This window comes from Streptomyces sp. NRRL S-455 (genome assembly GCF_000717875.1).
Taxonomy (GTDB): Bacteria; Actinomycetota; Actinomycetes; order Streptomycetales; family Streptomycetaceae; genus Streptomyces.
In genome coordinates, this window is sequence record NZ_JOCT01000041.1 from 1 (window position 1) to 25681 (window position 25681).

Sequence of the window (25681 nt, forward strand, 5' to 3'; positions counted from 1 at the left end):
GCTTCCCTTCGGTCTTGCGTTTCCGACTCTATCAGATCTTTCCGATCCGATTTCCTCGGTGCTTTCCAGGTTCCCGCTTCCGCGTTTCCCTTTCCGGCGATTCCGACTCTATCAGATCCTTTCGGTCCTGATCCCCAGTCAGAGGGGGTTGTCTTCCCGGCTGTTGGGCCGTTCCGACGTCTCCAACGTTAGCGCGTTCTCTCGGCGTTTCCCAAATCGAAGCCAGTCGGAGTCGATCAGGTCGCCGAGTCCCCATTCGAATTGAATTCGGACGCGCCGAATCAACCCCGTTGGGAGTGATCTTGCTAGTGGTTGGGTGCCGCTCGTGCGGCGGAAGTGCTGCCGAAGAACCGTTACGGCTCCGCGGCAACCCGAAGAACTTTACGGATCTGATGGAGGGCTGTCAAGCGCCCCCTGTCAAGATCTTTTCAGGTGCACGTCAGTCCAGGTCGGAGAGTCGGCCGCCGGCGTCCGGCTGGGCGTCTTCCACCCTGCGCAGGAGGCGGGTGAGGACCTCGCCGAGCGTCGTGCGCTCCGTCGGGGACAGGTCCTGGAGCAGGTCCTCCTCGAAGACCGACGCCAGGCGCATCGCCTCCAGCCACTTCTCACGCCCCTCGGATGTCAGCTCCACGATGACTCGTACGCGGTTCGTCTCGTCTCGCTCCCGGGTTACCAGTCCCTCGCCGACCATGCGGTCGATCCGGTGCGTCATGGCGGCCGGGGTGAGGCCGAGGCGCTTGGCGAGGTCGCTCGGGCCCAGTTGGTAGGGGGCGCCGGAGAGGACGAGGGCCTTGAGCACCTCCCACTCGGCATTGCTGATGCCGAGACCCGCGGTCTGACGGCCGTAGGCGACGTTCATGCGGCGGTTCAGGCGGGACAGGGCGGAGACGATCTGCTCCACCTGGGGGTCCAGGTCCTGGAACTCGCGCTGGTACGCGGCGATCTGTTCTTCGAGGGTCGGCTCGCTGGGGCCGGGGGTGTCGCCCATGGGCGCAGTATGGCACGGCCGTTCTTTGCCTTGAAGTCCTTGGACATGTACTCTTTAGCTTCGAAGTTTAGTTTCGAAGTCTTCACTCCTAACTTGTGAGAGAGGTGAACGTGACCAGGGCGATGGGCGCAGCGATGCGCCGGATCCACGTGGGCAACGCACTCAGCGCTTTCGGGCTCGGCTTCACGGTCCCGTACCTGTACGTCTACGTGGCGCAGGTGCGAGGGCTGGGAGCCATGACGGCGGGTCTCGTACTCGCCGTCTTCGCTGTGGCCGCGCTGGTCGTGCTGCCGTTCGCCGGGCGGGCCATCGTCCGGCGTGGCCCGCTGCCGGTGTTGCTCGCCGCCCTGGTCGCCGCCGCTGTGGGTGCGCTGGGCCTGGGGGTCGCGAGCAGTGCGGTGGCCGTGCTGGCGACGGCTGCCGTACTGGGGGCGGGGCAGGCCGTGACGCAGCCGGCGCTGGCGACGATGATCGTGGACTGCTCGACGGCGGAGACGCGGTCGCGGGCCTTCGCCCTGCAGTTCTTCCTGCAGAACCTCGGGCTCGGGGTGGGTGGTCTCATCGGCGGGCATCTCGTCGACACGAGCAGTGCCGCCTCCTTCACGCTGCTCTTCGCGATCGAGGCGGCGATGTTCCTGCTGCTGGTCGTGGTGATGGTGACGGTGCGGATGCCGCATACGCCGCGGGTCGAGGACGCGCTCGTGGCCTCGGGGCGGGGCAGCTGGAAGCAGTTGCTGGGCAACCGGGCCATGGTGCAGCTGTGTGTGCTGGGCTTCGTGCTGTTCTTCGCCTGCTACGGGCAGTTCGAGTCGGGGCTGAGCGCGTACGGGGTGGAGGCCGCCGGGATATCGACGTCCGCGCTGGGGACGGCGCTGGCGGCGAACACGCTGGTGATCGTGGTCGCGCAGTTCGCCGTGCTGCGGTTCGTGGAGCGGCGTCGGCGGTCGCGGGTGATCGCTGTCGTGGGGCTGATCTGGGCCGTGGCGTGGGCCGTGGCCGGGTACGCGGGGCTGGGGCACGGGAGCCAGGAGATGGCGACGGCCGCGTTCGTCTCGACGTACGCGTTGTTCGGGCTGGGTGAGGCGATGCTGTCGCCGACCGTGGCCCCGCTGGTCGCGGATCTCGCGCCGGAGGGGATGGCCGGGCAGTACAACTCCGCATTCGCCCTGGTCAAGCAGCTCGCGCTGGCTGTCGGGCCGGCGGTGGGCGGGCCGCTGGGGGCCTCGCTGCACGCGCCGTACATCGTGGCGTTCCTGGTGTTCTCGCTGGGGATCACCGTCCTTGCCCTGCGGTTGGGGCGGCAGCTGACCGACGCTCAGGATCGGCCGTGGCTCGCGAAGAGCAGGGTCGTGGCGCGGGGCGGGGCGCCCGTCTCCGCGGACGTGTGAGGAACCGGCGCGGTCGGCCTGACCCGGGCCGGGCCGCACGGGTCAGGCCGACCGCGCCTCTGCCACACGAAGCCTGGTGGCCGAGTGGACGGCGGCGAGCAGCGCTGCGAGGTAGATCGCCGCGCCGAGGACGGCCAGCTGCCACCACGGGACGCTCAGCACGAAGCCTGAGATGCGCGCCGCGAGGACGACGGTCGGCAGGACGGCGATCACCAGACCCAGCAGTGTGCTCACGGCGATGAGGGCCCCGTGCTGGCAGAGCAGTACCTGGCGTGCCCAGCGCGGCGGGATGCCCACGGCGATCAGCCGGGCGAGATAGCGGCGCAGGATGCGGGTCTGGCTGCGGGTGGCGGCGAGCACGGCGGCGAGGGCCAGGGCCACCAGGCCCACGGCGGTGGCCAGGAGCGCTGCCGGCGGCACCGGATCGTCGGGTTCCACGTGGATCAGGACCGCTCCGGCGTCCATTCCGGCGTCGATCACCGCCTATTGCAGGGCGTGGGCCCCCTTTGTGGACACACCGGTGATCATGACCGGCCCGTGGGCCTGAATCGGCAGGTCGAGCGCGGTCGCGGTGGCGCGCAGCATGATGCCGTCGGAGCCCGTGCGCCATTCGGCCGGGTCCACGTCGTAGGCCGCCGCGGGCAGAGCGCGGGTGCGGCCCAGGACCTTGTCGCCCTTGCGGACGGCGAGACGCAGACGGGTGTCCGTCCCGGTGGGGGCGTCGGCGGCGTGCGACCAGACCAGGACGCCGCCGTCACGCAGGACGGAGGCTTGGGCGGGATCGAGCCGGCGGCCGGTCAGGCGTTCGACATCACGAGGGGTCTCCGCGGCGAGCAGGCTGCCGGACTGGCCTTCCCGGCCGGCCATCAGAGGGTTGTCCTGATCGCCTGCCATCAAGAAGCGCACCTCGGTGCGGGGCAGGCCGTCGATCCCTCCGGAGGCGTCGGCCGTGCGCAGCAGCGCCTTGCTGGGCGGGTGGGTGTCGCTCCCGTAGTCGGCCAACAGGACCTGGCCGGGCAGGACCGCCGGGTAGGACTGCTTCTCCACTGTGCGGATGAGGGTGTCCAGCAGGGTGACGTAACCGAGGGACGCGCCGAGCAGCACGGTGAGCACGGCCAGGGCTGCGCAGGCCCTGGCCCGGTCGGCGGCCAGCTGTCTGCGCACCAGGCGGCGCCGGGGACCGTTCTCCGGCATCAGCCGGAGCAGCCCGGCGAACACCTCCGGGATGGTCAGGAGTACGGCGGCGATCATGATGCCGGTGAGGACCATGGCCTGGGCGGGTGAGTCGACGCGGGTGGCGTACACCACCGTGGCGCACCACGCGGCGACGGCCAGCAGGTGCCGTGCGTCGCGGGTGCGGCGGCGGGACGGTCGACCGGCTCGTGCGGCGCTGTGGTCCGCTCCGGGCGAAGGGCCGGTCTCCCTGTCCCCGGTGCGGGCCGGCACCGCCCCGGCGATGAGGCCGGTCACCAGGACGACGGCGAGCAGACGCAGCGCCGGTGTGGCGAGGTCGTCGAGCGGGCCCCCGGGGCGCTCGCGCAGGTGGGAGATGAGCAGGCGGGCGCCCATGCCCACGGCGACCCCGGCGACCGCTCCGCACGTCGCCGCGGCCAGTGACCAGGCCAGCGCGGCCAGGGCCGGTCCGGCCGCCGCCGTGGTACGAGGGACGCCGACGGACACCAGGGAGGTGGTGGTGCGCCGGAAACGGCGGCCGTTCATCCCGAACACCAGTGCCACGGCGGCGGTGGGGACCAGCAGAGAGGGGATGGTGTAGCCGGCCGGGGTCTTCTCGATCCAGGTCTTCTGCGGGCGGTCGGACAGCTGGTCCCGTGTGACCAGGGTGGCAGCCACGACGGTGCGTCCGTCCTGTCGCAGCGCGGCGGCCTCCTCGCTGTCGCCCCTGCCCTCGGCCCAGGTGCGTGCCGCACCGGCGAACGCGTCGACGACGGCCTCCTGTCGCTCCCCCGGCCACACGACGTCCATCTGGGCGGCAAGGACCGGGAACCCCTCGCTCAGAGCCGGATCGAGCGTGGCCCAGGTGCCCGGACCGAGCAGCAGGTTCGCGGTGTCCGCGGACCTGTCGTCGACGGTGCCGACGACCTCGAGCCGTACGTCGCCCAGCACGGTGAGGGGCTTGCCGACCGAAGTCCCCACGTCGCGCGGCTCCGTGACGGCCACTTCACCGGGGCGGCTCGGCCACCGGCCCGACAGCAGCTCGTACCGCTCGGGGTACGGGCGATCGGACCAGCCGGCCTCCAGCGCCGTCACGTTGCGGGCCGGTGTGGTGTTCAGCTGGACGTCGGTCGCGCTGAGCACGATGTCGGCGTCGGTGACTCCGGCGGTACGGAGCCGGGTCCGGAGATCTTCGACGAACGTGTCCTCGCCGGGCCGCAGGGACACTCCGCTGCCATAGCCGACCTTGGCGCCGAAACGGCCCAGTTCGTTGTCGGCGACCTGTTCGCCCGAGAGGGAGAGTGTCCGCAGGGTGACGAACATGGCCATCACCAGCAGCGCCGCGACGAAGACGAGCCCGACCGACCGGGCCAGGGCCCGGGAGCGGGCCAGCCGCCGGGCGATCCTGAGCGTGAGACGGACCCGGCCGCCGTACGTCATGGAGGGGGCGGGGGCTGGGCCGGACGGTGCCGGTTCGCCCGCTGTGCGGCCGTGTGTGCCGGGCTGGTGCGTCATGCGGCCTGTGCTCCCGGATGCGTGTCGTCGTCCGTAGGGGTCACGAGCGGGACTCCAGACGCCCGTCGACGACCTCGTAGACCGTGTCGGCGAAGTCGCGGCAGCGTGGGTCGTGCGAGCAGATCACGGCCAGGACGCCGTCGTCGCACAGGTTCCGGAACAGTTCGAACAGTTCCTTGGTGGCCGCCGAGTCCAAGGCGCCGGTCGGTTCGTCCGCCAGCAGGACCGACCGCTGTCCGGTGAGCGCCCGGGCGACCCCCACGCGCTGCCGCTGGCCGCCGGACAGCTGCCAGGGGAACCGGTCCTCCAGTCCGGCGAGGCCGACGCGGGAGAGCTGGTCCAGGGCCTGTCCGCGGGCTTCGGCCACCGAGAGGCCGGCGGCCTCCAGGGGCAGCGCGACGTTCTCCGCGGCGGTGAACTCCTCGATGAGGTTGTGCTCCTGGAACACCACGCCGACGGTACGCAGCCGCAGTGACGCGCGCTGCGCCTCGTCGGCCGCGGTCACGTCGACCCCGCCGACCCGGACCTCGCCGGAATCGGCGAGATCCAGGCCGGCGAGCAGGTTCAGCAGGGTCGACTTGCCGGAGCCGCTGGCGCCGTACACGCACACGAACTCCCCGGCCCTGGCGGTGAAGTCCACGTCTCGCGCGGCCCATACGGTCTCGGCCGCGGAGCGGTACGCCTTGCACACTCCGCTCGTCCGGACGAGCGGTGCGCCAGCGGCTGTGGTCAACTCAGCATCCGTTCGTCGTACGCCAGGACGAGATCTCGTCGCTGTTCCAGGGAGCGACGTTGTCGTCGCTGTCGTTCCGGTGCATGGTCTGCCTGTCGCCGGAGCCGTTGGAGTGCTCGGCCATGCAGCCCGTGTGACTGGCGGAGCGGTTGGCCCACGAGTCCATCTCGTCGTTGCGGTCACCGCTCAGGTTGGCCCAGCCGGAGCCGTGGGCGCGCTCACCGATCATCCATCGGAAGTCGTTGTTGCCCCACATGCACATGTTGTTGGAGTTGCAGTCGCTCAGGGCCGCGCTGGCCACGCCCTGCGTGGTGAACAGGCTCGCGCCGACGATCATCGTCGCCGCTATGGCCGTCTTGACTCTCATCGTTCCCCCTCGTGTCGTGTACCGATGTCCACTACGACCCTCGGGCACCACCGCTCCCCGCTGCACCCCCCGTTGAGGGGGCCTCCCACCCACCGTCACCGAGTCGGGGGATTGACAGGAATCAGAGGGTTTGGTTCCACGGTTAGCGCTTGACCCTTGCATGACCAAGTGTGAGGCTTCGGGCGGTAGTTGACGTCTGACGAACCGCTCCTGACCACAGCGCGTTCTCATGACTGACCAGCCTGACTCGACGGGGGAACGGATGTTGCGTGTCGCGTTGGTGGCTCCCATGCTCTCCGCCCGCATGGCGGTGCGAAGTGTGCTGGACGAAGCAGAGCAGTTCGGCGTCGTCGCCGAGGGCGCTCCCGGCACTCTGGCCGATATCGTGCGCTGGTCGCGTCCGGATGTCGTGGTTATCAGCCACGCCGCGGAGAGCGAGGCCCTGCACACACTGCTTCGGCTCGGTGCCGGGAGCACTGACGGACGTCGGCAGGCGGGGCCGCGGCAGTGCGCCGGACGGCCGGCCGGCGTCGTGCTGGCCGAGCACCTCACCCCCCACGGCACGCGCCAGTTGCTCAGCCATGGAGCGGCGGGCGTCTTGCTCCGCAGTACCGCCGCCCGGCATCTGCCCTGGGCGGTCACCGCTGTGGCCCAGGGCAGTCTGGCGCTGGACCCGTGCCTGACGGAGGCCCTGAAATCCGCCTACGTCCGGCCGGCTCGGGCCAGCTCCGAACGCATCCCGGCCGAGGCCCTGATCTCGACGCTCACCCCCCGCGAGCGGGATGTCCTCGCTCTCGTCGGCGAGGGCTTGCCCAACCGGGAGATCGCCGACGCCCTCAGCCTGAGCCCCGACACGGTCAAGGACCACCTACGCCGCGTCTACACCAAGCTGGGCGTCGAGACCCGGCTGCACGCGGCCCGGATCGCCTGGCAGGCGGCGGACGCCACCGTCCACCAGCCGGACCGGTACGCTTCCGAGCCGGCCTGAGCCCCTGCCCAGCGGGCGGCGCGGATTGCGCATTCGCGCGCCGGTGTGGCCGCCGGCCCGACGAGTCACCGCTCTCCGCGCGGCAGGGCGAATTCGCACCAGACCGCCTTGCCGCCGCCGGGGGTGCGGCGGCAGCCCCAGTTCGACGCGATCGTGGCGACTATGGCGATGCCGCGGCCCGATTCGTCGCCCGGTTCCGCGCGGCGGCGTCTGGGGAGGTGGTCGTCGCCGTCGGTGACCTCGATGATCAGGCGGCGGTCGGTGCGGCGCAGGCGCAGGCGCATCGGCGGGGTGCCGTGCTGGAGGGAGTTGGCGACCAGTTCGCTGGTGGCCAGGACGCCCAGGTCGTGCAGGTCGGCGGGGAAGCGCCAGCTGGTGAGGACGCCGGAGGCGAAGGCACGTGCGCGGGGGGCCGCCTCCACGCCGCCGAGGAGTTCCAGGGCGGCGTTGCGGAAGAGCTCGCCCTCGGGGCCGGTGCGGGCGGGGTGCTGGAGGACCAGGACGGCCACGTCGTCGTCGTGGTCGGGGGTCACGCCGGCCGAGCGGACCAGGCGGTCGCAGACGACCTGCGGTGTTCCGGTGGCGCCGGAGAGGGCGCGTTCCAAGGCCTCGATGCCCTCGTCCAGGTCGGCGTCCCGGCGCTCGACCAGGCCGTCCGTGTAGAGGACGGCCGTGGAGCCGGGGCTGAGCGGGACCGAGCCGGAGGAGTGGATCCAGCCGCCGGTGCCGAGTGGCGGGCCGGTGGGTTCGTCGGCGCGCAGGACCGTGCCGTTCTCGTCGCGGACCAGGATGGGGAGGTGGCCGGCCGAGGCGTAGACCAGCTTGCCCTCGTTCGGGTCATGGACGGCGTACGCGCAGGTGGCGATCTGGTTGGCGTCGATCTCGGCCGCCAGGCCGTCGAGGAGCTGGAGGACCTCGTGCGGGGGGAGGTCGAGGCGGGCGTAGGCGCGGACCGCCGTGCGGAGCTGGCCCATGACGGCTGCCGCGCGGACGCCGCGGCCCATGACGTCGCCGATGACGAGGGCCGTGCGGCCGCCGCCCAGGGTGATCACGTCGTACCAGTCGCCGCCGACCGCGGCTTCCGTGCCGCCGGGGTGGTATGTGGCGGCGATGCGCAGGTCGTCGGGCTGTTCGAGTTCCTGGGGGAGCAGGGAGCGTTGCAGGGTGACCGCCGTTTCGCGCTGGCGGCGTTCGCTGGTGCGCAGGCGTTCGGCGGCTTCGGCGTGGTCGGTGACGTCGGTGGCGAAGACGAGGACGCCGCGGCCGTCGCTGCCGCCCGTGCCGTTGCCCTGGGCGACCGGGGTGCAGGTGAAGGTGTAGGAGCGGCCGTCGGGGGCCTTGCGGGACTTCACCGTGCGCGGCTTGCCGCTGCGCTGGACCTGGTCCAGGAGGGGGAGCAGTCCGAGGGCGTCGAGTTCGGGGAGGGCCTCGCGGGCGCGTTCGCCCAGGGGGCGTGCGCCGAAGGCGGTCGTATAGGCGTCGTTGACGTAGGCGATGCGGTGGTCGGGGCCGTGGACCAGGGCGACGAGAGAGGGGGCGCGGTCGAGGACCTCGCGCACCCCCAGTTCGTCGACGGCGGGCACGGACGGCACCTCGTCGGTCAGGTGTTCGGCGCGGGCGGCGGGTACGGAGCCTTCCCCTCGCCGGTCCGGGGAGGCCGTCTGTTCGGTCCGCGCTGCGGCGCGGCGCTGCGTTCCGGGGAGCCGGGCGCTCCAGCGCGTGAAGTTCACGAATCCTTGCCTCGTGTAGTCGTCGGCGACCGGCACCGGAACCGGCCGGGGCCCGGGGGCCCGCACCGGGGGCGAGCGGTGGCCCGCCCATGGTGGAGGACCAGTCTGGCAGTGTGCCGACCGGGTCGGCATCCGTCAGACGCCGGGCCGGCCGGTGGAGTTCCTGGGTCCGGTCAGGACGACCCCTTCGGGTTGTCCGGAGGGTCCTGGGAAGGCTTTCCACCGGCCGCTAGTTCGAACTCCGCCCGGGGGTGTTCGAGTGAACCCAGGGAGACGATCTCCCGTTTGAACATTCCGGCCAGCGTCCATTCGGCGAGTACGCGCGCCTTGCGGTTGAAGGTGGGCACGCGGCTGAGGTGGTAGGTGCGGTGCATGAACCAGGCGGGCCAGCCCTTGAGCTTGCGTCCGTAGACGTGGGCGACGCCCTTGTGCAGGCCCAGGGAGGCGACCGAGCCGGCGTAGGCGTGTTCGTACGTCCGCAGGGGTTCACCGCGCAGGGTGTGGACGATGTTGTCGGCGAGGACCTTGGCCTGGCGGACGGCGTGCTGGGCGTTGGGGGCGCACTCGCGGCCGGGTTCCCCGGCGGTGATGTCGGGGACGGCGGCGGCGTCTCCCGCGGCCCACGCGTGCCTGGTGCCCTCGACGGTCAGTTCGGCGGTGCACTTCAGCCGTCCGCGGTCGTCGCGGGGCAGGTCGGTGGCGGCGAGCACCGGGTGGGGTTTCACGCCGGCCGTCCAGACGACCGTACGGGTGGGGAAGCGGGCGCCGTCGCTGAGGACGGCGATCCGGTCGGCGCAGGATTCCAGGCGGGTCCGCAGGCGTACGTCGATGTTGCGGCGGCGCAGTTCGGTGACGGTGTAGCGGCCCATTTCCTCGCCGACCTCGGGAAGGATGCGGTCCGAGGCCTCGACGAGGATCCACTTCATGTCCTCGGGCTGGATGTTGTGGTAGTAGCGCGCGGCGTAGCGGGCCATGTCCGCCAGTTCGCCGAGTGCCTCCACGCCGGCGAAGCCCCCGCCGACGAAGACGAAGGTGAGGGCCGCGTCGCGGATCGCGGGATCGCGGGTGGAGGAGGCGATGTCCATCTGTTCGATGACGTGGTTGCGCAGGCCGATGGCCTCCTCGACGGTCTTGAAGCCGATGCCGTGGTCGGCGAGGCCGGGGACCGGGAGGGTGCGCGAGATGGATCCGGGGGCGAGGACGAGTTCGTCGTAGGGCAGCTGTTGTCCGCCGGTGCCCTCCTCGTCGGTGGCGAGGGTGGTGATGGTGGCGGTGCGTTTCGCATGGTCGACGGCGGTGGCCTCGCCGATGACGACGCGGCATCGGTGGAGGACGCGGCGCAGCGGCACGACGACGTGGCGTGGGGAGATGGCTCCGGCGGCGGCCTCGGGGAGGAAGGGCTGGTACGTCATGTACGGGTCGGGGGTGACGACCGTGATCTCCACCTCGCCCCGCTCCAGTTCCCGTTTCAGTCGGCGCTGCAGGCGCAGGGCCGTGTACATCCCGACGTAGCCGCCACCGACAACGAGAATGCGCGCACGTTCCTTCACCATCCCATGACGCACCCGCCGCTTGCGTTTGTCCACAGCCTCGACGAATTGTGTGACTGGAGCGGGAGAGCGCGCGGAGTTGGCCGGAATAGCGGCATGCGGTGGATAATCGCAGGTCAGCGGGGGTGGTGCGGGGGGCGCGTGGGGGCACATTCAGGACGTACGGGGCCCGTACTCCGATGGGTGGGCGCTCCGTGCGGAACCTGCCCCTTCTGAATTGACTCCCTCTCAACTATGTTCGTGTCTCGACGGGGTGTGGGGGGATGCGCTCACGGGGTCCGCGACAGGCGGACCCGCGACCCGGGCCTGTCCCCCGTCCCGGCATCGAATGGCGGGGAGTGTCTCCGGGGGGAGACGTCATTACCGGGGGATTGCTTATGCATGTTCAGGACTCTCATTGGTCGTCCGCGTCCGCTCTCGCGGCGGGTGGCGCGACGATGAACGCGGCGGGGAACGGGCGCGGGAACGGACCGCGGACGGCGCCGCTGCGCGTGGACGCACAGCGCAATCTGGAGCACGTGCTGCGTGCGGCGCGCGAGGTGTTCGGCGAGCTGGGGTACGGCGCGCCGATGGAGGACGTGGCCCGGCGCGCACGGGTCGGCGTGGGCACGGTGTACCGGCGGTTCCCGAGCAAGGACGTCCTGGTGCGGCGGATAGCCGAGGAGGAGACCTCCCGGCTCACCGCCCAGGCCCGGGCGGCGCTCGGGCAGGAGGACGAGCCGTGGTCGGCGCTGTCGCGTTTCCTGCGCACGTCGGTGGCCTCCGGCGCCGGGCGGCTGCTGCCGCCGCAGGTGCTGCGGGTCTCGGTCGGCGACGACGGAGCCGGTGGGACACGTGTGCCGCAGCAGCGGACGCAGCCCGGCTCGACGGAGCTGCGGCTGGTGCCGGAGGAGCCCGTGGCGGTGGCCTCGGTGCCGGCGCCCGTGGTCGCCCCGGAGGGCGACGCCGGGACGTCGGCGCTGCTCGAGGTCGTGGGTCAGCTCGTGGAGCGGGCGCGTGCGGCGGGTGAGCTGCGGCCGGACGTGTCGGTCTCGGACGTCCTGCTGGTGATCGCGACGGCCGCGCCCTCGCTGCCGGACGCCGCACAGCAGGCGGCGGCCTCGGCCCGGCTGCTGGACATCCTGCTGGAGGGGCTGCGGTCGCGGCCGGTGTGAGCTTTGGAGCCCGGAGGGAGACCTCCGGGCTCGGACGACGGGGGATCATTCCAGGACTGAGTGGCAGCTGGCACTGGCGTGCGGCGAGTCCCCTCGGATGAGTGATGATCCGAAATTCCGGGGTCCTGCACGGAAGCCCATATGGCAGTCTGACCTGGTGGTCTGGACGTGTTGGGCGGCTGGCGGGGGCTTTCCGCGATGAGCGTTGACGGGCGGGACGAGTCGAGCGGTGACGCTGACGCCAGGGCCGGCGGCCCGGCCCCGCCGCAGGTGCCGAGCCAGGGCGGACGCGCGGGCGTCCCCTCCTTCGGTCACCCCGCCGACGCCACCGTTCCGCCGCAGCGCGAACGGCATGAGGACGGCGTGCCGCCGTCGCACGAGCTGCCACCGTCCGACGCCGAGCTCATCGACCGGATGCGCTCCGGCGACGACTCGGCGTACGAGGAGCTGTACCGGCGCCACGCCCAGGCCGTGCGCCGGTACGCCCGGACCTGCTGCCGCGACGCCCACACCGCCGAAGACCTGACCGCCGAGGTCTTCGCACGCATGCTCCAGGCGGTGCGCGGCGGCTCCGGCCCCGAGCACGCCGTACGCGCGTATCTGCTCACCTGCGTACGCCGCGTCGCCGCTTCCTGGACGAGGTCGGCGCGGCGGGAACAGCTCGTCGACGACTTCGCGGTGTTCGCCGCCCGGTCGGCAGGTGACTCGGACGGGTCCGGAGACGACTCACTCGAACCGGGTGCGGACGTACGGGCGATGCGTGAGGCCGAGCGGTCCATGGCCATGCGGGCCTTCCGCTCACTGCCGGAACGGTGGCAGGCGGTGCTGTGGCACACCGAGGTCGAGGACGAGTCGCCCAGCGAGGTCGCCACGCTGTTCGGGCTGGACGCCAACGGCACACGCGTCCTCGCCAGCCGGGCCCGCGAGGGCCTCAAGCAGGCCTACCTCCAAGCACACGTCAGCGCCACGCTCACGGCCGACGAGGAGTGCGCACGCTACGCCGACCAGCTCGGCACCTACGCCCGCGGCCGGCTGCGCACCCGTGCCGAGCGGGGGCTGCGCAAGCACTTGGAGGACTGCGCGAAGTGCCGGCTGGCCGCGCTGCAGATCGAGGAGGTCGCCGGCGGCATTCCCGCCGTGGTGCCGGTCGCCGTCATCGGCTGGGTCGGTGCCGCCGGATACGGCAAGGCGGCCGGGCTCCTCGCCGGAGGCGCGGGAGCGGGGGCGGCCGGTGCCGCGGGTGCGCTAGCGGCGGGCGGGGGATCGTCGAGCGGGACGGCGTCGGCGGGCGCGGGGGGCATGGCAGCGGGTGGTGGCTTGCCCGGCGGGGCAGGGAGCGGTGGGGGCGCGGTGGCCTCGGAGGGGGTCGGCGCGCCGGTGAAGGCCGGTATCGCGGCCGGTGTGGTCGCCGTGGGCGTGGTGGCCATGGTCGTGATGGCGCTGGCCGGTGACGAGAAGCCGGAGCAGGAGGCGAAGACGCCCCCCACCCCGTCTTCGCCGGCGGTCCGGCCGGGCGAGCCGACGCCCACCCCTTCGCGGCGGGAGCCCGGGCCGCCCCGGACACCGGCGATCGTGCCCACGCGCGCCGAGGCGCCCGGGCCGACGCCGACACCGACCCCGACGACCAGCTCGACGCCCCTACGGCCCACGCCACCGGCGCCGGCTCCCACCCCGCCGCCCGGATCTCCCAGGCCGACGCCTCCGGCTCCCGTTCCTCCCACCGCTCCCTCTCCCACCCTCACGCGGACACCGGAGCCACCCCTGCCCGACCCGGTCGCCGGGACCGGGCCCGGGAGGCGGATCGGCTTGAGCATCCGGGTCTGGCAGGGGAAAGGCCTGTCGGTCGGTGACCAGCGGTACCCGCACGGCGTCACCGTGCACACGACATGACGCTCGCGTAACTAAACGCGCCGCACCCCGGCCCCCGCCCCCAGCGCCCCCCGCTGTGGGGCGATCCCCGCCGGTACCGCGCGCTGTCGTGCCGGTGTTCCCGTCCAGCAGGTGCCGCGGCGGGACAGCAGGCGGCGGAGCCACAGTTCCAGGGAGACCAGGTCCGCGAGGCCGTCCAGGGGGAGGGGTTCGCCGGCTGCCGCGCCGCGCAGGGCCTTGCGGACCACCCGGGCCTCCACCAGACCGGCCTCCGCCAGCAGCGGCGTGTCGAACAGGGCGACCAGGGAGTCCGCGGCCACCCTCAGCCCCGTACGAGCCGCGGCCGCCGCCGTCTCCTGGGTCGGTGCGCCCCACCCGGGCGGCAGCTCCCGGACCCCGGCCCCTTCCAGCACCGTACGCAGGATCGCCGCCCGCGCTCCCGGCCGTACCCGCAACGCCTCGGGCAGCGCCCGGGCCGCCCGCACGACCTGGTTGTCGAGGAACGGCGCGTGCAGCCGCTGGAAGCGGATCTCCGCGGCCTGCTCCAGCACCCGCAGATCCGCCGCGTGCCGTGCCAGCGCCGCACGCGCGCGGAAGTCCCCCGGCCGCTGCCCCGGCCCCACCAGCTCCGACCGGTGCGTGGACGCCTGGAGGCGAACCGATACTTCGGCGAGCGCCTCACCGGTCAGCCAGCGCGCCGCCGGCCCGGGTCTGCCCCAGGTCAGCGCGGCGAGCGAGGCCTCCACCGGGTTGCCGGGCGCGTCGAGCCCGTCGTCGGTCCGGTGGTCGAGCAGGCGCGAGGCCAGTGACTCGATCCCGGCCCGGTACTGCGTACGGGACAGCCGCCGAGCCGCCGCGTACACGCGCGCGGGGACCAGCACGGAGCCGTCCGCCTTGGCCAGCGCGGCGACGGGCCGCACCAGGTGGCGCCGCTTGCGGTCCATCAGCAGGTCGGCCAGCCGGGCGGGATGCGCGTCCAGGACCTGCCGGGCGCCGTAGCCGGTGAAGTGGTCCGCGCTGCCTGCCGCCAGCCGCGCCCGGTGCCGGGCCGCCGCCACCAGGGACGCGGCCGGCTCGTCCGTCAACGGACCGTCCAGGTCGGTGTACGGAAGGGTCTCCTCCCCGCCGGCCACGACCACGTGGTGCAGCCTCGGGTTGGCGGCCAGCGCACCCGCCCGCTCCAGCTCGGCCTCCCGCCCCCCGACCGCGAGGTCGTTGAACGTGACCGCCAGCAGCCGCTCCCCCGCGCCCGTGCCGTGGCCGAGCACCGTGCCCGGCATCCCGGGCAGGCCCGCGGCGAGCAGCGCCAGCGTCCCCGACGCCGGTCCGCCGGACAGGTCCGCCCCGATGCCCGGCACGGGCATCCCGCGCGCGGCACGCCGCTCCGCGGGCCCCATGCCGGGCACGGGCCCTGGGTCGATGTCCGCCCCGGGGACGTGCCGTGGTGCGGACAACCGGGTCCGTACGGCTTCCACCAGCGCGTCGCGCACGGCGTCGACCGCGCTGTCGGGATCGGCCGCGGGCGCGGCGACCGCCAGCGAGGCGACGGGCTCGTACCCGGCGATCTCGCGCGCCCCGGCGCGCAGGATGAGGGCGTGCCCCGGCGGAACACGCTTCACGCCGTCGTACGGCGTGGAGTCGTGGAGCGCGGCGGGCACGTCAGGAGCGGCCAGCAGCGCGGCGAGGTGCCCGAAGTCGAGGTTGGCCTCGATGAGGTCGGCCAGCGGCAGCGCGGCCGTCGCGTACGCCGTACCGCCGGCCCAGGGGGTGTGGAACACCGGCCGCGCGCCCGCGAGGTCGCCGCAGACGGTGACCCTCCGGCCGACCTGCACGATCGCGGTGTAGCTGCCCGGCCAGGCGGTCAGATGCCGAAGTGCCCCGCCGCGTGCGGCGAACAGCGCGACGCGCAGCTGCTCGTCCGTGGCGCCGCAGATGCCGAGGACGGCGATACGGGTGCGGTCGTCGGCCTTCACGACCCGGATCTCGTCGGGACGCCAGTCACCGACCGCCCACAGTGGATCCGGGTCGCCCCACAGGAGTTGGGAACCCACCGGGTGCACGGTCTCACCGTCGGGCCCGGTGGCCCCCGCCGAACCGGCAGCGACGGCTCCCGCGGCGGTGCTGCTCCATCCCACCAACCACCGCATCGCCGCCTCCACAGGCTGTGTACAACCAGTGCACCGTACGAACCGGTTCACCATGCTGCCATGAAGGAGGCGTTCCAGAGGGTGCCCGCGCCGCTTGCGCTCCGCTGAATGCGCCCCGGCGGAGCCGCCCACACGATCCCGGGCAGTCCCGAACACCCGGACGTCACAAGGAGATACGGGCGGCCAAAGCGGAAGGAAGAGAAGCAGACAAGCGAGAGGAAGAGAGGCTCAAGGCAACTGCGACGCGAATGCGCCCCCGGTACGCGCCCCAATTACGCCCGGCACGCCGCCAAGTACCGTGGTCGGAGCCCTGACACCATCGCCCACAGGGTCTGTTTTCAGCCAAATCGGCGTCGTGCGGACAGCCTCGAACACGCTCCGTACAGGCGCCGCCGACCATCGCACGCTCGCGCGGCCCGGGAGACGGAGCACGCCTCCCGGACCCTTCCGCCGCCCGCGGGGATGAAGGCGGCGGTGTCCCCCAGCCCACTGGATCCAGTACAGCGGGCCGACCCACGCACGGACCATGGAACCGCTCCCGTGATGGCCGGAGAAGAGCGCACGGACAGGCGCACGGCCACACAGTGGGAGCACGCCGCGACTGCCCGTATACGACCCGTACTTCCGTACGGACCACAATCCCGCCAACCGGAAGAATGCCCCTTAACGCTTGGGATGCGGCGAACTACGCTGTGTTTACGAATGCCGCACGGTTATGCCAGCGCGGCAGCCGTCTGTGTCGAGGGGTGGCTCATGTCCAGGGAGCAACGCGGGCCGAACGAAAAGCTCGGCGCCGTTCTCGCCCTCGCGGGAATCTCCAACGCGGGCCTCGCACGACGCGTCAACGACCTTGGCGCCCAGCGCGGTCTGACACTCCGCTACGACAAGACGTCGGTGGCGCGCTGGGTGTCGAAGGGCATGGTGCCGCAGGGTGCGGCGCCGCATCTCATCGCCGCCGCCATCGGCCAGAAGCTCGGCCGCCCGGTGCCACTCCACGAGATCGGGCTGGCGGACGCGGACCCCGCACCCGAAGTCGGCCTCGCCTTCCCCCGGGACGTCGGGCAGGCGGTGAGGTCCGCGACGGAGCTGTACCGCCTCGACCTCGCCGGCCGCCGCGCCGGATCCGGCGGCATCTGGCAGTCGCTGGCCGGATCGTTCGCAGTGAGCGCGTATGCAACGCCCGCCTCACGATGGCTGATAACCCCGGCCGACAGTTCGGTCGCGCGGGACGTGGGCCCTGGCGAGGGCTCCGGCGCACCGCTCAAAGTCGGCCACAGCGATGTGCAGAAGCTGCGGGAGGCCGCCGAGGACGCGCGGCGCTGGGACTCCAAGTACGGCGGCGGCGACTGGCGTTCGTCGATGGTCCCCGAGTGCTTAAGGGTGGAGGCCGCCCCTCTCCTGCTCGGCTCCTACTCCGACGAGGTCGGCCGGGCGCTCTTCGGCGCCTCCGCCGAACTCACCCGCCTGGCCGGCTGGATGGCCTTCGACACGGGTCAGCAGGAAGCCGCCCAGCGCTACTACATCCAGGCCCTGCGCCTCGCCCGGGCGGCGGCGGACGTCCCCCTCGGTGGCTACGTCCTGGCCTCGATGTCCCTCCAGGCGACCTACCGCGGCTTCGGCGACGAGGGCGTGGACCTCGCCCAGGCCGCCCTGGAACGCAACCGCGGCCTCGCCACGGCCCGCACCATGAGCTTCTTCCGCCTCGTCGAGGCCCGGGCACACGCACGCGCGGGCGACGCCCAGGCGGCCGGCGGTGCCCTCAAGGCCGCCGAGAGCTGGCTGGAGCGCGCCCGCCCCGGCGACAACGACCCGAGCTGGCTCGGCTTCTACTCCTACGACCGTTTCGCCGCGGACGCGGCCGAGTGCTACCGCGACCTCAAGGCGCCCCGCCAGGTCCGCCGCTTCACCGAGCAGGCCCTGTCGAAGCCGACAGAGGAGTTCGTCCGCTCGCACGGCCTGCGCCTGGTCGTCTCGGCGGTGGCCGAACTGGAGTCGGGGAACCTGGACGCGGCGTGCGAGCAGGGGGTGCGGGCGGTGGAGGTCGCCGGGCGCATCTCATCGGCCCGGACCACGGAGTACGTGAAGGATCTCCTGCACCGGCTCGAGCCGTACGGTGACGAGCCACGGGTGGTGGAGCTCCGGGAACGTGCCCGGCCTTTGCTGATGGCGCCTGCGTGAGCGTCTGCCGAGTTGAGATGATCTTGCGGCTGCGGGGCGGCCCATGGTCGATCGCGCAGTTCCCCGCGCCCCCTGGGGCGATACCCACCTCGGCGTTTGAACGCGCTGTCAGTGGTGCAGTGCACTATCGGTAGCGGGAGGTGGTGCTCGTGCGGGCCGCGTACGACTGTGACGTGCTGGTGATCGGCGGGGGGATCGTCGGTCTGTCCACGGCGTACGCGATCACACGCGCCGCACCGGGCACACGCGTCACGGTCCTGGAGAAGGAGCCCGGCCCGGCCCGCCACCAGACCGGCCGGAACAGCGGCGTCATCCACAGCGGCATCTACTACCGCCCCGGCTCCCTCAAGGCGCGGTACGCGGTGCGGGGAGCCGCCGAGATGGTCAAGTTCTGCACCGAGTACGGCATCCCGCACGCCGTCACCGGCAAGCTGATCGTCGCGACCGACCGCTCGGAGCTGCCCCGCCTGCACGCGCTCGTGCAGCGCGGCCGGGAGAACGGCATCCCGGTGCGGGAACTGGGCGCGTCCCAGATCACGGAGTACGAGCCGGAGGTGCGGGGCCTCGCCGCGATACACGTCGGCACGACCGGCATCTGCGACTTCGTCGCGGTCGCGCGGCAGCTGGCCCACGGCTCGGGGGCCGAGATCCGGTACGGCACGAGGGTCGTCCGCGTCGACCGCCGGCCCGAACGGGGCGTCGCCGTGCTCACGGCCTCCGGGGACATCGTCCGTGGCCGGGTCCTGGTGAACTGCGCCGGCCTCCACTCCGACGAGATCGCCCGGCTGACCGGCGACGACCCGGAGGCCCGGATCGTGCCGTTCCGCGGCGAGTACTACGAACTCGCCCGGCCGGAACTCGTACGCGGACTGGTGTATCCCGTACCCGACCCGGCGTTCCCGTTCCTCGGGGTGCATCTCACGCGCGGCATCGACGGGGGCGTCCACATCGGGCCCAACGCCGTGCCGGCGCTGGCCCGCGAGGGGTACGGGTGGGGCACGGTCCGCCCACGCGAGCTGGGGGCGACGCTGGCCTGGCCGGGGTCCTGGCGGATCGCCCGCCGGCACTGGCGGTACGGGGCCGGGGAGATGCGGCGGTCACTGTCCAAGAAGGCGTTCACGGAGGCGGTGCGCCGGTTGCTGCCCGGGGTGTCCGAGGATGACCTGGTGCCGACGGCGGCGGGGGTGCGGGCACAGGCGGTGCTGCGGGACGGGACGCTGGTGGACGACTTCCTGATCCGGGAGGGTGCGCGTGCGGTGCATGTGCTGAACGCGCCGTCTCCCGCGGCTACGGCGTCTTTGCCGATCGGGCGGGAGGTGGGGCGTCGGGTGCTGGCGGTGCTGTGACTGTCAGGGCCCGTTGTCAGGTGCTCGGCGTTGTAGCTGAGGGCGGGGCGTTGCGCAGCCCGGCGTGGCGGGGTGCCGCTGCGCCCACCCGTGCCGCCCCAGCGGCACGACTGCCCGCAGCGGCAGTCGCCGACGCACGGAAGGGGACGTGTCGGGGGGTGTCCGCCCGCAGCGGTTGGCGCGTCAACGGACAGTGAGTCGGTCTCCGACCCCATCGCGCCGTTCCGAGGACGGACACCCCCCGGCACGGCCCCGACCCACCACCGGGCGTCACGCGCACCGAAACAGCCACAGGCCGCCGCAGCCACCGCACCCCGTAAAATCAGGGGCACTGTGTCTGACTCCGCCAACACCCCCGAAACCGAACACCACGCCCCTGGTGTCTCCATCCGGCACACCCGGGCCAAGGGAGAGCCCCGCTTTCCCGACGGGCCGCAGGCCGATCCCGCCGGGTCGCACTTCGAGCGGCGGATCCGGAGCTTTCAGCCGCGGCGGAGCCGGGTCACCGCAGGTCAGGCCGACGCGCTGCAGCGCCTGTGGCCGAAGTGGGGCCTCGACATCGACGGCCGCCACACCCTCGACCTCTCCGATCTGTTCGGCAACGACAACCCGGTCGTCCTGGAGATCGGCTTCGGCATGGGCGAGGCCACCGCCCAGATGGCCGCCGCCGACCCCGGCACCAACATCCTCGCCGTCGACGTCCACACCCCCGGCCAGGGCAACCTGCTGAATCTCGCCGACCGGAACGGCCTGTCCAACATCCGCGTCGGCAACGGCGACGCGATCATCCTGCTCCGCGAGATGCTCGCCCCGGACTCCCTCGACGGACTCCGCGTCTACTTCCCCGACCCCTGGCCGAAGAAGCGGCACCACAAGCGCAGGCTCATCCAGCCCGACTTCCTGACCCTCGCCGCCACCCGCATCAAGCCCGGCGGGATCGTGCACTGCGCCACCGACTGGGAACCGTACGCGGAACAGATGCTCGAGGTTCTCACGGCTCACCCCGACTTCGAGAACACGCAGGCGGACGGCGGTTTCGCGCCGCGTCCCGACTTCCGTCCACTGACCCGTTTCGAGGGGCAGGGACTGGACAAGGGACATGTCGTGAACGACCTCCTCTTCCGTCGCGTACAGCACGTGGACCAACCCTCCGCGGGCGCCTGACCGCACCGCTCCGGACTGCGGACAGCGCCCACCCGTCGTTAGGGTCAATGCCGTGGCCACCTGCCCCCCACACCCGCCCCACCCCGGCGGCCCCACCGTCGGCACAACGGTCGCCGGTACACCGGCCGTCGCCACACCGGACGTCGGCACACCGGAAGGCGGCCCCCTGCGGCACGCCCACTGGTGGCAGCGCGCCTGGGTGCGCTACGGCGCCCTGATCACGCTCCTGGCGATCTCCGGCCTGGTCATCCTCGCCCTGGTCCGCGAGGAGACCGGCACGGAAGGGTTCCTGGTGGGGCTCGGGCTGGCCACGCTTCCGGTGCCCCTGCTCATAGCCGCGTTCCGCTGGCTGGACCGGGTCGAACCGGGCCCCTGGCGGAACCTGCTGTTCTGCTTCGCCTGGGGTGCCTGTGCGGCCGCGCTGATAGCGATCGTCGCCAACAGTTTCGCGACCAGATGGGTAGCGACGGCGACCGCGGACCCGTCCAGCGCGGACACCCTCGGCGCGACCGTCATAGCCCCGGTGGTCGAGGAGACGGCCAAGGCGGCGGCCGTCCTGCTGGTCTTCCTCTTCCGGCGCCGCGACTTCACCGGCATCGTCGACGGGGTCGTCGTGGCCGGCGTCACCGCCACCGGCTTCGCGTTCACCGAGAACATCCTCTACCTGGGCATGGCCTTCGGCACCGACCAGCTCACCGGCGACACCGGCATCGCCTCCGTCACGGCGGCGACCTTCTTCGTGCGCATCATCATGTCGCCGTTCGCGCATCCGCTCTTCACGGTCCTCACCGGCATAGGCTTCGGCATCTCCGCGCTCGCGGCGGACCGCCAGCACCTCCGCCGCGTCGCCTTCCCGCTCTCCGGACTGCTGCTCGCCATGGGGATGCACGCGATGTGGAACGGCTCGTCCTCGTTCGGCGAGTACGGGTTCCTCGCGGTCTACGCGGCGTTCATGGTGCCCATCTTCGGGCTGCTGACATGGCTGGTGGTGTGGACCCGGCAGCGCGAGCTGCGGACCGTGCGGGAGGAACTCCCCACGTACGCCGTGGCCGGGTGGCTGTCCCCGGCGGAGCCGTACGCGCTCGGCTCGATGCGGGCCCGGCGGATCGCCCGCCAGTACGCCCGCCGTCACGCGGGAAGGGCGGCGGCGCGGGCGGTGGCTCAGTACGAGGGGTACGCAACGTCCCTGGCGTTCCTGCGGCACCGGGGCCGCCGAGGCCGCGCCGGGGCCGACTTCACCGTCCGGGAAGAGGAACTCCTGCGGGAACTGTGGCGGCGCCGGGAGGCGGCCCGCCCCGCGCTGGACCACGCGGCACGGATGACGGCCCCTCCGGTCCCTGTGTCGGCACCGCCCTGGCCGGTGTACGGGGTGTACGGGTACGGCCACCCGGCACCGTACCCGGCGTACACGCCGTCCCCCGCATACGACCCGTCCCCCACGTACAACCCCTACCGCTCCTAGCCCGGAACTCGAAACACCCCGAGCCCGGCTCAGGGCGAGCGGGCCCACGTCAGGCGGCAGCCTCGGGCCCACGTCAGGCAGAAGCCTCCGTGAGCCGCCCCACCTCCGCCTCCGTCAGCGTCAGTTCCCCGACCCCCAGGAGCGCGGGCAACTGCTCCACCGTCCGCGCGGAAGCGATCGGCGCCACCACCGTCGGCTGCGCCGCGAGCCAGGCCAGGGCGACCGTGGCCACGGGAGCGTCGTGTGCCGCGGCGATCTCGTCGAGGGCGTCGAGCACCCGGCGTCCCCGCTCGGTCTCCAGGTGCTTGGCGGCACCCCCGGCACGCGCGCTCTCGACGGTCGTACCGGACCGGTACTTGCCCGTGAGGAAGCCGGACGCGAGCGCGTAGTAGGGAACGGCCGCGAGCCCGGTCCGCTCGGCGAGGTCCTGGAGTTCGCCCTCGTAGGTGTCGCGGGAGACCAGGTTGTAGTGCGGCTGGAGCGCCACGTACCGGGCGAGGCCCTCGCGGTCGGAGAACTCCAGGGACGCCCGCAGCCGCTCCGCGGAGATGTTGGAGGCGGCGATGTGCCGCACCTTCCCGGCCTTCACGAGGTCGTCGAGCGCGCCGATGATCTCCTCGACCGGTACGTCGGGCCGGTCGAAGTGGGTGTAGTAGAGGTCGATGTAGTCGGTGCGCAGGCGCCGCAGGGAGGCGTCGGCGGCGGCCTTGATGTTGGCGGCGGACAAGCCCTGATACTCGGGGTGCTGGCTGACCTTCGTGGCGACGACGACGTCGGAGCGGTTGCCTCGTGCCCCGAGCCACTGGCCGAGTATGGTCTCGGACTCGCCGCCCTGGTTGCCGTCGGCCCACGCCGAGTAGACGTCGGCGGTGTCGACGAAGTTGCCGCCGGCGGCGGTGTAGGCGTCGAGGACGGCGAAGGACTGAGCCTGGTCGGCGGTCCAGCCGAAGACGTTGCCGCCGAGGGCGAGCGGGAAGACCTCGAGGTCGGAGGAGCCGAGCTTGCGAAGAGAAGTCATGCCCCACGTCAACGACCGTGCCGGAACACCACATTCCGAGGGGGACGCAAAGCTCCCGTAAACACTCCCGTCGGCAGCGAAACCGGCGGCCCTGACGTCGGGGGGTCGTCGTCAGGGCCGCCGGTGCTTCGACAGGGGTGCGCCGCTTACGGATTGAGTCCCTTGCCCCGCAGCCACGCCATCGGGTCGATGCCGCCGGAGCCACCGTTGTGGACCTCGAGGTGCAGGTGCGCTCCGGTGACGTTGCCGGTGGCGCCCACGCGGCCGATGACATCGCCCGTGCTGACCTTCTGGCCGACGCTGACGCCGATGGACGACTGGTGCGCGTACCAGATCTCCGTGCCGTCATCGAGGGTGAGGACGGTCTTGTAGCCGTACGACCCGCTCCAGCCGGCCTCCGTGATGGTGCCGCTGTGCACCGCCTTGATGGGGGTACCCGTGGGCGCGGCGAAGTCCAGGCCCGTGTGGTAGCCGGAGGACCAGTAGGCGCCGGCCTGGCCGAAGCTGGAGGTGATGGTGTACGAGGAGGTCGGCAGCGTGTACTGCTTGGCGAGGGCGGCGAGCCGCTCGGCCTCGGCCTTCTTGCGGGCCTCCTCCTCGGCCTTCCGCTTGGCTTCGGCGGCCTTGGCCTTGGCTTCCGCTTCGGCCTTGGCGGCGGCTTCCTTGGCGGCCTTCTCGGCGGCGGCCGCGGCTTCCTCGGCGGCCTTGGTCTCGATCTGCTCCTGCTGGTGCTCGACCTGGGCCATGATCCGGGCGCGCAGTGCCTCACCGGCGCCGGAGGTGCCCTGCTCGGTGTCGGCGGACGCCGTGGCGAGGTCGCTGAGCGGAGTGGCGGAGCCTTCGGGTGTGTCGTCGTCCGAGATGAGGGAACCCACCGAGGGAAGGTCCGACACGGAGATCGACACCGGCGGCTTGCCGGTCTGGGCGCTGGCCATACCGCCCGCGCCCACGGCGGCTATGACGCCGACGCCCAGGACGGTGGAGCTGCGGGCGAGCCCTCCGCCGCGCTGCTTGGTGACGCGATGCCGGCCACGGACGGGACGGATGGACTCCGCACTGGGGTTCCACTCCTGGAACGGGCCCTCGTCGGTACGCAGACCGCCGTAGCCGAAGGTCTCGGTGTCGCGCTGGTTCGGCGCGGACGGGGCCGCGGGGGCAGGCCGGTTGGACGCCACGTGGGCGTACTCCTTTCCTTCCTTCTCGCCTACCGGGTTAGCTGACGGGTTCGGAGCAGGAAGGTCTCCTACGCGCGTATAACCACCGTGCTTCCACGGCGGCTTACGCCCGATTCACCCCAAGTTGTGGTTCCCCGGTTCCCTTTCGGGATTCGGCGCGTGCGCACGGAGCCGCCTTCTGTGACGGCTGGGACGACCGCGCTGCGTTATCGAACGTTAATAGACGCGCGGTGGGTATTCCAGCGATTCCGCTTGATCATTAAGCTTTTTCGCGCGGACTTACCTGCTGTGACCAGCCCAAAACGGGCGAGTTGGCCGCTTCATGAGCGCCTCAAGGTTTATGACGGTGTGTCAGTTGTGACGCGGAGCGACGTGATTCGCTTACTGCCTGTGACGAGGAAGGCCCGCAAATAAACCGAGGGCCGGAACCCTTTCGGATTCCGGCCCTCGGCCTTCAGTAGCGGGGACAGGATTTGAACCTGCGACCTCTGGGTTATGAGCCCAGCGAGCTACCGAGCTGCTCCACCCCGCGTCGTTGTGACACCAGTGTACGTCATTCGCGGGACAGCTCGCACACACCCGCTGGTTCAGGTCAGCAGGTGGTGGTTCGGGGCCTTGGCGGCGTCCTCGTGCTCGGGGAGGACGACGACCTGTGCTCCTCCGTCCGCCAGGACGCCACCGCCGTCGGCCGCCGCCACGAAGGTGTCCGGCTCGCGCCAGGCCGTGACGACCCGCCGTACGCCCGCGTCGAGGATCAGCCGGGCACAGGGCGCGGGGCGGGAGGCCCGGCGGGCGCAGGGCTCCAGGCTGCTGTACACCGTCGCGCCGGGGAGCCTCGGGTCGGCCGGGTCGGTCTTGGCGAGGGCCGCCTCCTCGGCGTGCACGACCGGATCGCCGCCCTCCCGGGAGTGACCGCGGGCCAGTTCCGTACCGTCGGCCGCGACCACCACCGCACCGACGCTGAACGCCGTGTCCGAGGCAGGGCATTGGGCGGCCAGTTCGCAGGCGAGGGCGAGCCAGTGGTGGTCGGCGGCGGTGGGGAGCGGGCCGGCGCTCGGAGCGGTCGGCTCGTACCGCATGAGGACCACGTCCTCGATCTGCCGGGTCTCCAGCAGCCGGAGCCGGCCGGACTGGTAGCCGCCGGGCCCGAAGAGGCGGGGCGCGTCGGGGGTGCCCACGAAGAGCGGGGCGAGGACCAGCTGGAGTTCGTCGGCGAGGCCCTGGGTGAGCAGTTGGGTGTGGATCAGGCCGCCGCCCTCGACCATGAGGCGCCGTACGCCCCGGACGTCGTGCAGGTGCGTGAGGAGTCGGCGCCAGTCGAGCTCGGCGCCGAGCGGGACGACGTCGGTGGCGAGGCCGAGGGCACGGGCGCGTCCGGCGCCCTCGTCGGTGGTGTAGAGGACCTTCTCGCCGCCGGTGTGCCAGAACCGGGCCGCCGGGTCGAGGTCGCCGGAGCCGCTGACGGTGACCTTGAGCGGGTACTCCGGTTTACCGGCGGCCGTGCGGGCGGCGCGCCGCTCGTCCGAGTTGACCAGCAGCCGCGGGTTGTCGGCGCGGATGGTCCCGGCGCCCACCAGGATCGCGTCCACGGACGCCCGGACCTCGTCGACCCGGTCGAAGTCCGCTGGGCTGGACAGGAGCAGGCGTTCGGGGCCGGTGTCGTCCAGGTAGCCGTCGAGGGAGACGGCGGCGGACAGCAGGACGTACGGGTGGGGCATCGACGCTCCCGGCTCGTT

General features: G+C 72.2%; 19 protein-coding genes, 1 tRNA gene and 1 riboswitch. Of the genes, 8 read left to right on the forward strand and 12 right to left on the reverse strand.

Annotated features, from left to right (window positions below):
- Positions 1-439: 439 nt before the first annotated feature.
- Positions 440-988, reverse strand: a complete 549-nt coding sequence (locus IE97_RS0135645) for a MarR family winged helix-turn-helix transcriptional regulator (RefSeq protein WP_030250689.1) — start codon at positions 986-988, stop codon at positions 440-442.
- A 122-nt stretch (positions 989-1110) separates the two neighbouring features.
- On the opposite strand from IE97_RS0135645, the gene IE97_RS0135650 reads away from it, so the two are divergent.
- Positions 1111-2376 (forward strand): MFS transporter, encoded by a 1266-nt coding sequence (locus tag IE97_RS0135650; protein ID WP_030250692.1) that lies wholly within the window; start codon positions 1111-1113, stop codon positions 2374-2376.
- A gap of 42 nt (positions 2377-2418) precedes the next feature.
- Here IE97_RS0135650 and IE97_RS0135655 read toward each other — a convergent pair whose 3' ends face one another.
- From IE97_RS0135655 to IE97_RS42355, 4 genes are read right to left on the reverse strand one after another with little or no spacing between them, the layout of a single operon-like run.
- A complete protein-coding gene (locus IE97_RS0135655) occupies positions 2419-2856 on the reverse strand; it encodes a hypothetical protein (protein WP_158708389.1) in 438 nt (145 codons plus the stop codon).
- A 3-nt stretch (positions 2857-2859) separates the two neighbouring features.
- Entirely contained in the window at positions 2860-5064 is a 2205-nt protein-coding gene (locus tag IE97_RS0135660; protein WP_158708390.1) for a hypothetical protein, read from the reverse strand.
- Positions 5065-5104: 40 nt separating this feature from the next.
- A complete protein-coding gene (locus tag IE97_RS0135665; RefSeq protein WP_030250700.1) occupies positions 5105-5797 on the reverse strand; it encodes an ABC transporter ATP-binding protein in 693 nt (230 codons plus the stop codon).
- A gap of 1 nt (position 5798) precedes the next feature.
- On the reverse strand, positions 5799-6164 hold the full coding sequence (locus IE97_RS42355) for a peptidase inhibitor family I36 protein (protein WP_158708391.1): 366 nt from the start codon (positions 6162-6164) through the stop codon (positions 5799-5801).
- A gap of 229 nt (positions 6165-6393) precedes the next feature.
- On the opposite strand from IE97_RS42355, the gene IE97_RS39555 reads away from it, so the two are divergent.
- Positions 6394-7152: a response regulator transcription factor gene (locus IE97_RS39555; protein WP_078603514.1), complete on the forward strand. Its 759-nt coding sequence runs from the start codon at positions 6394-6396 to the stop codon at positions 7150-7152.
- A 65-nt stretch (positions 7153-7217) separates the two neighbouring features.
- Here the strand turns inward: IE97_RS39555 and IE97_RS0135680 are convergent, their stop codons facing one another.
- Entirely contained in the window at positions 7218-8882 is a 1665-nt protein-coding gene (locus tag IE97_RS0135680; RefSeq protein ID WP_030250707.1) for an ATP-binding SpoIIE family protein phosphatase, read from the reverse strand.
- 173 nt (positions 8883-9055) lie between these two features.
- Complete coding sequence (locus tag IE97_RS0135685; RefSeq protein WP_030250711.1) at positions 9056-10435, reverse strand: NAD(P)/FAD-dependent oxidoreductase; 1380 nt, start codon at positions 10433-10435, stop codon at positions 9056-9058.
- 374 nt (positions 10436-10809) lie between these two features.
- Between IE97_RS0135685 and IE97_RS0135690 the strand changes: the two genes are divergently transcribed.
- Together IE97_RS0135690 and IE97_RS0135695 are read left to right on the forward strand one after the other, a co-directional pair.
- On the forward strand, positions 10810-11586 hold the full coding sequence (locus tag IE97_RS0135690) for a TetR/AcrR family transcriptional regulator (protein WP_030250713.1): 777 nt from the start codon (positions 10810-10812) through the stop codon (positions 11584-11586).
- Between the two features lie 198 nt (positions 11587-11784).
- Positions 11785-13476: a sigma-70 family RNA polymerase sigma factor gene (locus tag IE97_RS0135695; protein ID WP_234331896.1), complete on the forward strand. Its 1692-nt coding sequence runs from the start codon at positions 11785-11787 to the stop codon at positions 13474-13476.
- Positions 13477-13487: 11 nt separating this feature from the next.
- Here the strand turns inward: IE97_RS0135695 and IE97_RS0135700 are convergent, their stop codons facing one another.
- A complete protein-coding gene (locus tag IE97_RS0135700) occupies positions 13488-15602 on the reverse strand; it encodes an asparagine synthase-related protein (RefSeq protein WP_030250716.1) in 2115 nt (704 codons plus the stop codon).
- A gap of 753 nt (positions 15603-16355) precedes the next feature.
- Between IE97_RS0135700 and IE97_RS0135705 the strand changes: the two genes are divergently transcribed.
- From IE97_RS0135705 to IE97_RS0135720, 4 genes are all read left to right on the forward strand, one after another.
- Positions 16356-17780 (forward strand): hypothetical protein, encoded by a 1425-nt coding sequence (locus IE97_RS0135705; protein ID WP_030250718.1) that lies wholly within the window; start codon positions 16356-16358, stop codon positions 17778-17780.
- A 140-nt stretch (positions 17781-17920) separates the two neighbouring features.
- Positions 17921-19126 carry an L-2-hydroxyglutarate oxidase gene (lhgO, locus tag IE97_RS0135710; RefSeq protein ID WP_030250721.1) on the forward strand — a complete coding sequence of 402 codons (1206 nt, stop codon included), beginning with the start codon at positions 17921-17923 and terminating at the stop codon, positions 19124-19126.
- A 333-nt stretch (positions 19127-19459) separates the two neighbouring features.
- Positions 19460-20290, forward strand: coding sequence for a tRNA (guanosine(46)-N7)-methyltransferase TrmB (gene trmB / locus IE97_RS0135715; protein WP_030250723.1), 831 nt, complete (start codon positions 19460-19462; stop codon positions 20288-20290).
- 52 nt (positions 20291-20342) lie between these two features.
- Positions 20343-21752: a PrsW family intramembrane metalloprotease gene (locus IE97_RS0135720; protein WP_078603515.1), complete on the forward strand. Its 1410-nt coding sequence runs from the start codon at positions 20343-20345 to the stop codon at positions 21750-21752.
- 73 nt (positions 21753-21825) lie between these two features.
- Here the strand turns inward: IE97_RS0135720 and IE97_RS0135725 are convergent, their stop codons facing one another.
- The 4 genes from IE97_RS0135725 to IE97_RS0135740 form a co-directional block, all read right to left on the reverse strand.
- Positions 21826-22770, reverse strand: coding sequence for an aldo/keto reductase (locus tag IE97_RS0135725; protein WP_030250727.1), 945 nt, complete (start codon positions 22768-22770; stop codon positions 21826-21828).
- A gap of 146 nt (positions 22771-22916) precedes the next feature.
- Entirely contained in the window at positions 22917-23945 is a 1029-nt protein-coding gene (locus IE97_RS0135730) for a M23 family metallopeptidase (RefSeq protein WP_030250729.1), read from the reverse strand.
- A gap of 11 nt (positions 23946-23956) precedes the next feature.
- A riboswitch (cyclic di-AMP (ydaO/yuaA leader) is annotated at positions 23957-24113 on the reverse strand.
- 290 nt (positions 24114-24403) lie between these two features.
- A tRNA-Met gene (locus tag IE97_RS0135735) sits at positions 24404-24477 on the reverse strand.
- A gap of 55 nt (positions 24478-24532) precedes the next feature.
- Entirely contained in the window at positions 24533-25663 is a 1131-nt protein-coding gene (locus IE97_RS0135740) for a dihydrofolate reductase family protein (protein WP_030250732.1), read from the reverse strand.
- Positions 25664-25681 lie beyond the last annotated feature (18 nt).

Coding starts and splice junctions, on each gene's coding strand:
- IE97_RS0135645 (WP_030250689.1), bottom strand. CDS start 988: ATGGGCGACACCCCCGGCCCCAGCGAGCCGACCCTCGAAGAACAGATC.
- IE97_RS0135650 (WP_030250692.1), top strand. CDS start 1,111: ATGGGCGCAGCGATGCGCCGGATCCACGTGGGCAACGCACTCAGCGCT.
- IE97_RS0135660 (WP_158708390.1), bottom strand. CDS start 5,064: ATGACGCACCAGCCCGGCACACACGGCCGCACAGCGGGCGAACCGGCA.
- IE97_RS42355 (WP_158708391.1), bottom strand. CDS start 6,164: ATGAGAGTCAAGACGGCCATAGCGGCGACGATGATCGTCGGCGCGAGC.
- IE97_RS39555 (WP_078603514.1), top strand. CDS start 6,394: ATGACTGACCAGCCTGACTCGACGGGGGAACGGATGTTGCGTGTCGCG.
- IE97_RS0135685 (WP_030250711.1), bottom strand. CDS start 10,435: ATGGTGAAGGAACGTGCGCGCATTCTCGTTGTCGGTGGCGGCTACGTC.
- IE97_RS0135690 (WP_030250713.1), top strand. CDS start 10,810: ATGCATGTTCAGGACTCTCATTGGTCGTCCGCGTCCGCTCTCGCGGCG.
- IE97_RS0135695 (WP_234331896.1), top strand. CDS start 11,785: ATGAGCGTTGACGGGCGGGACGAGTCGAGCGGTGACGCTGACGCCAGG.
- IE97_RS0135700 (WP_030250716.1), bottom strand. CDS start 15,602: ATGCGGTGGTTGGTGGGATGGAGCAGCACCGCCGCGGGAGCCGTCGCT.
- IE97_RS0135705 (WP_030250718.1), top strand. CDS start 16,356: ATGTCCAGGGAGCAACGCGGGCCGAACGAAAAGCTCGGCGCCGTTCTC.
- IE97_RS0135725 (WP_030250727.1), bottom strand. CDS start 22,770: ATGACTTCTCTTCGCAAGCTCGGCTCCTCCGACCTCGAGGTCTTCCCG.
- IE97_RS0135740 (WP_030250732.1), bottom strand. CDS start 25,663: ATGCCCCACCCGTACGTCCTGCTGTCCGCCGCCGTCTCCCTCGACGGC.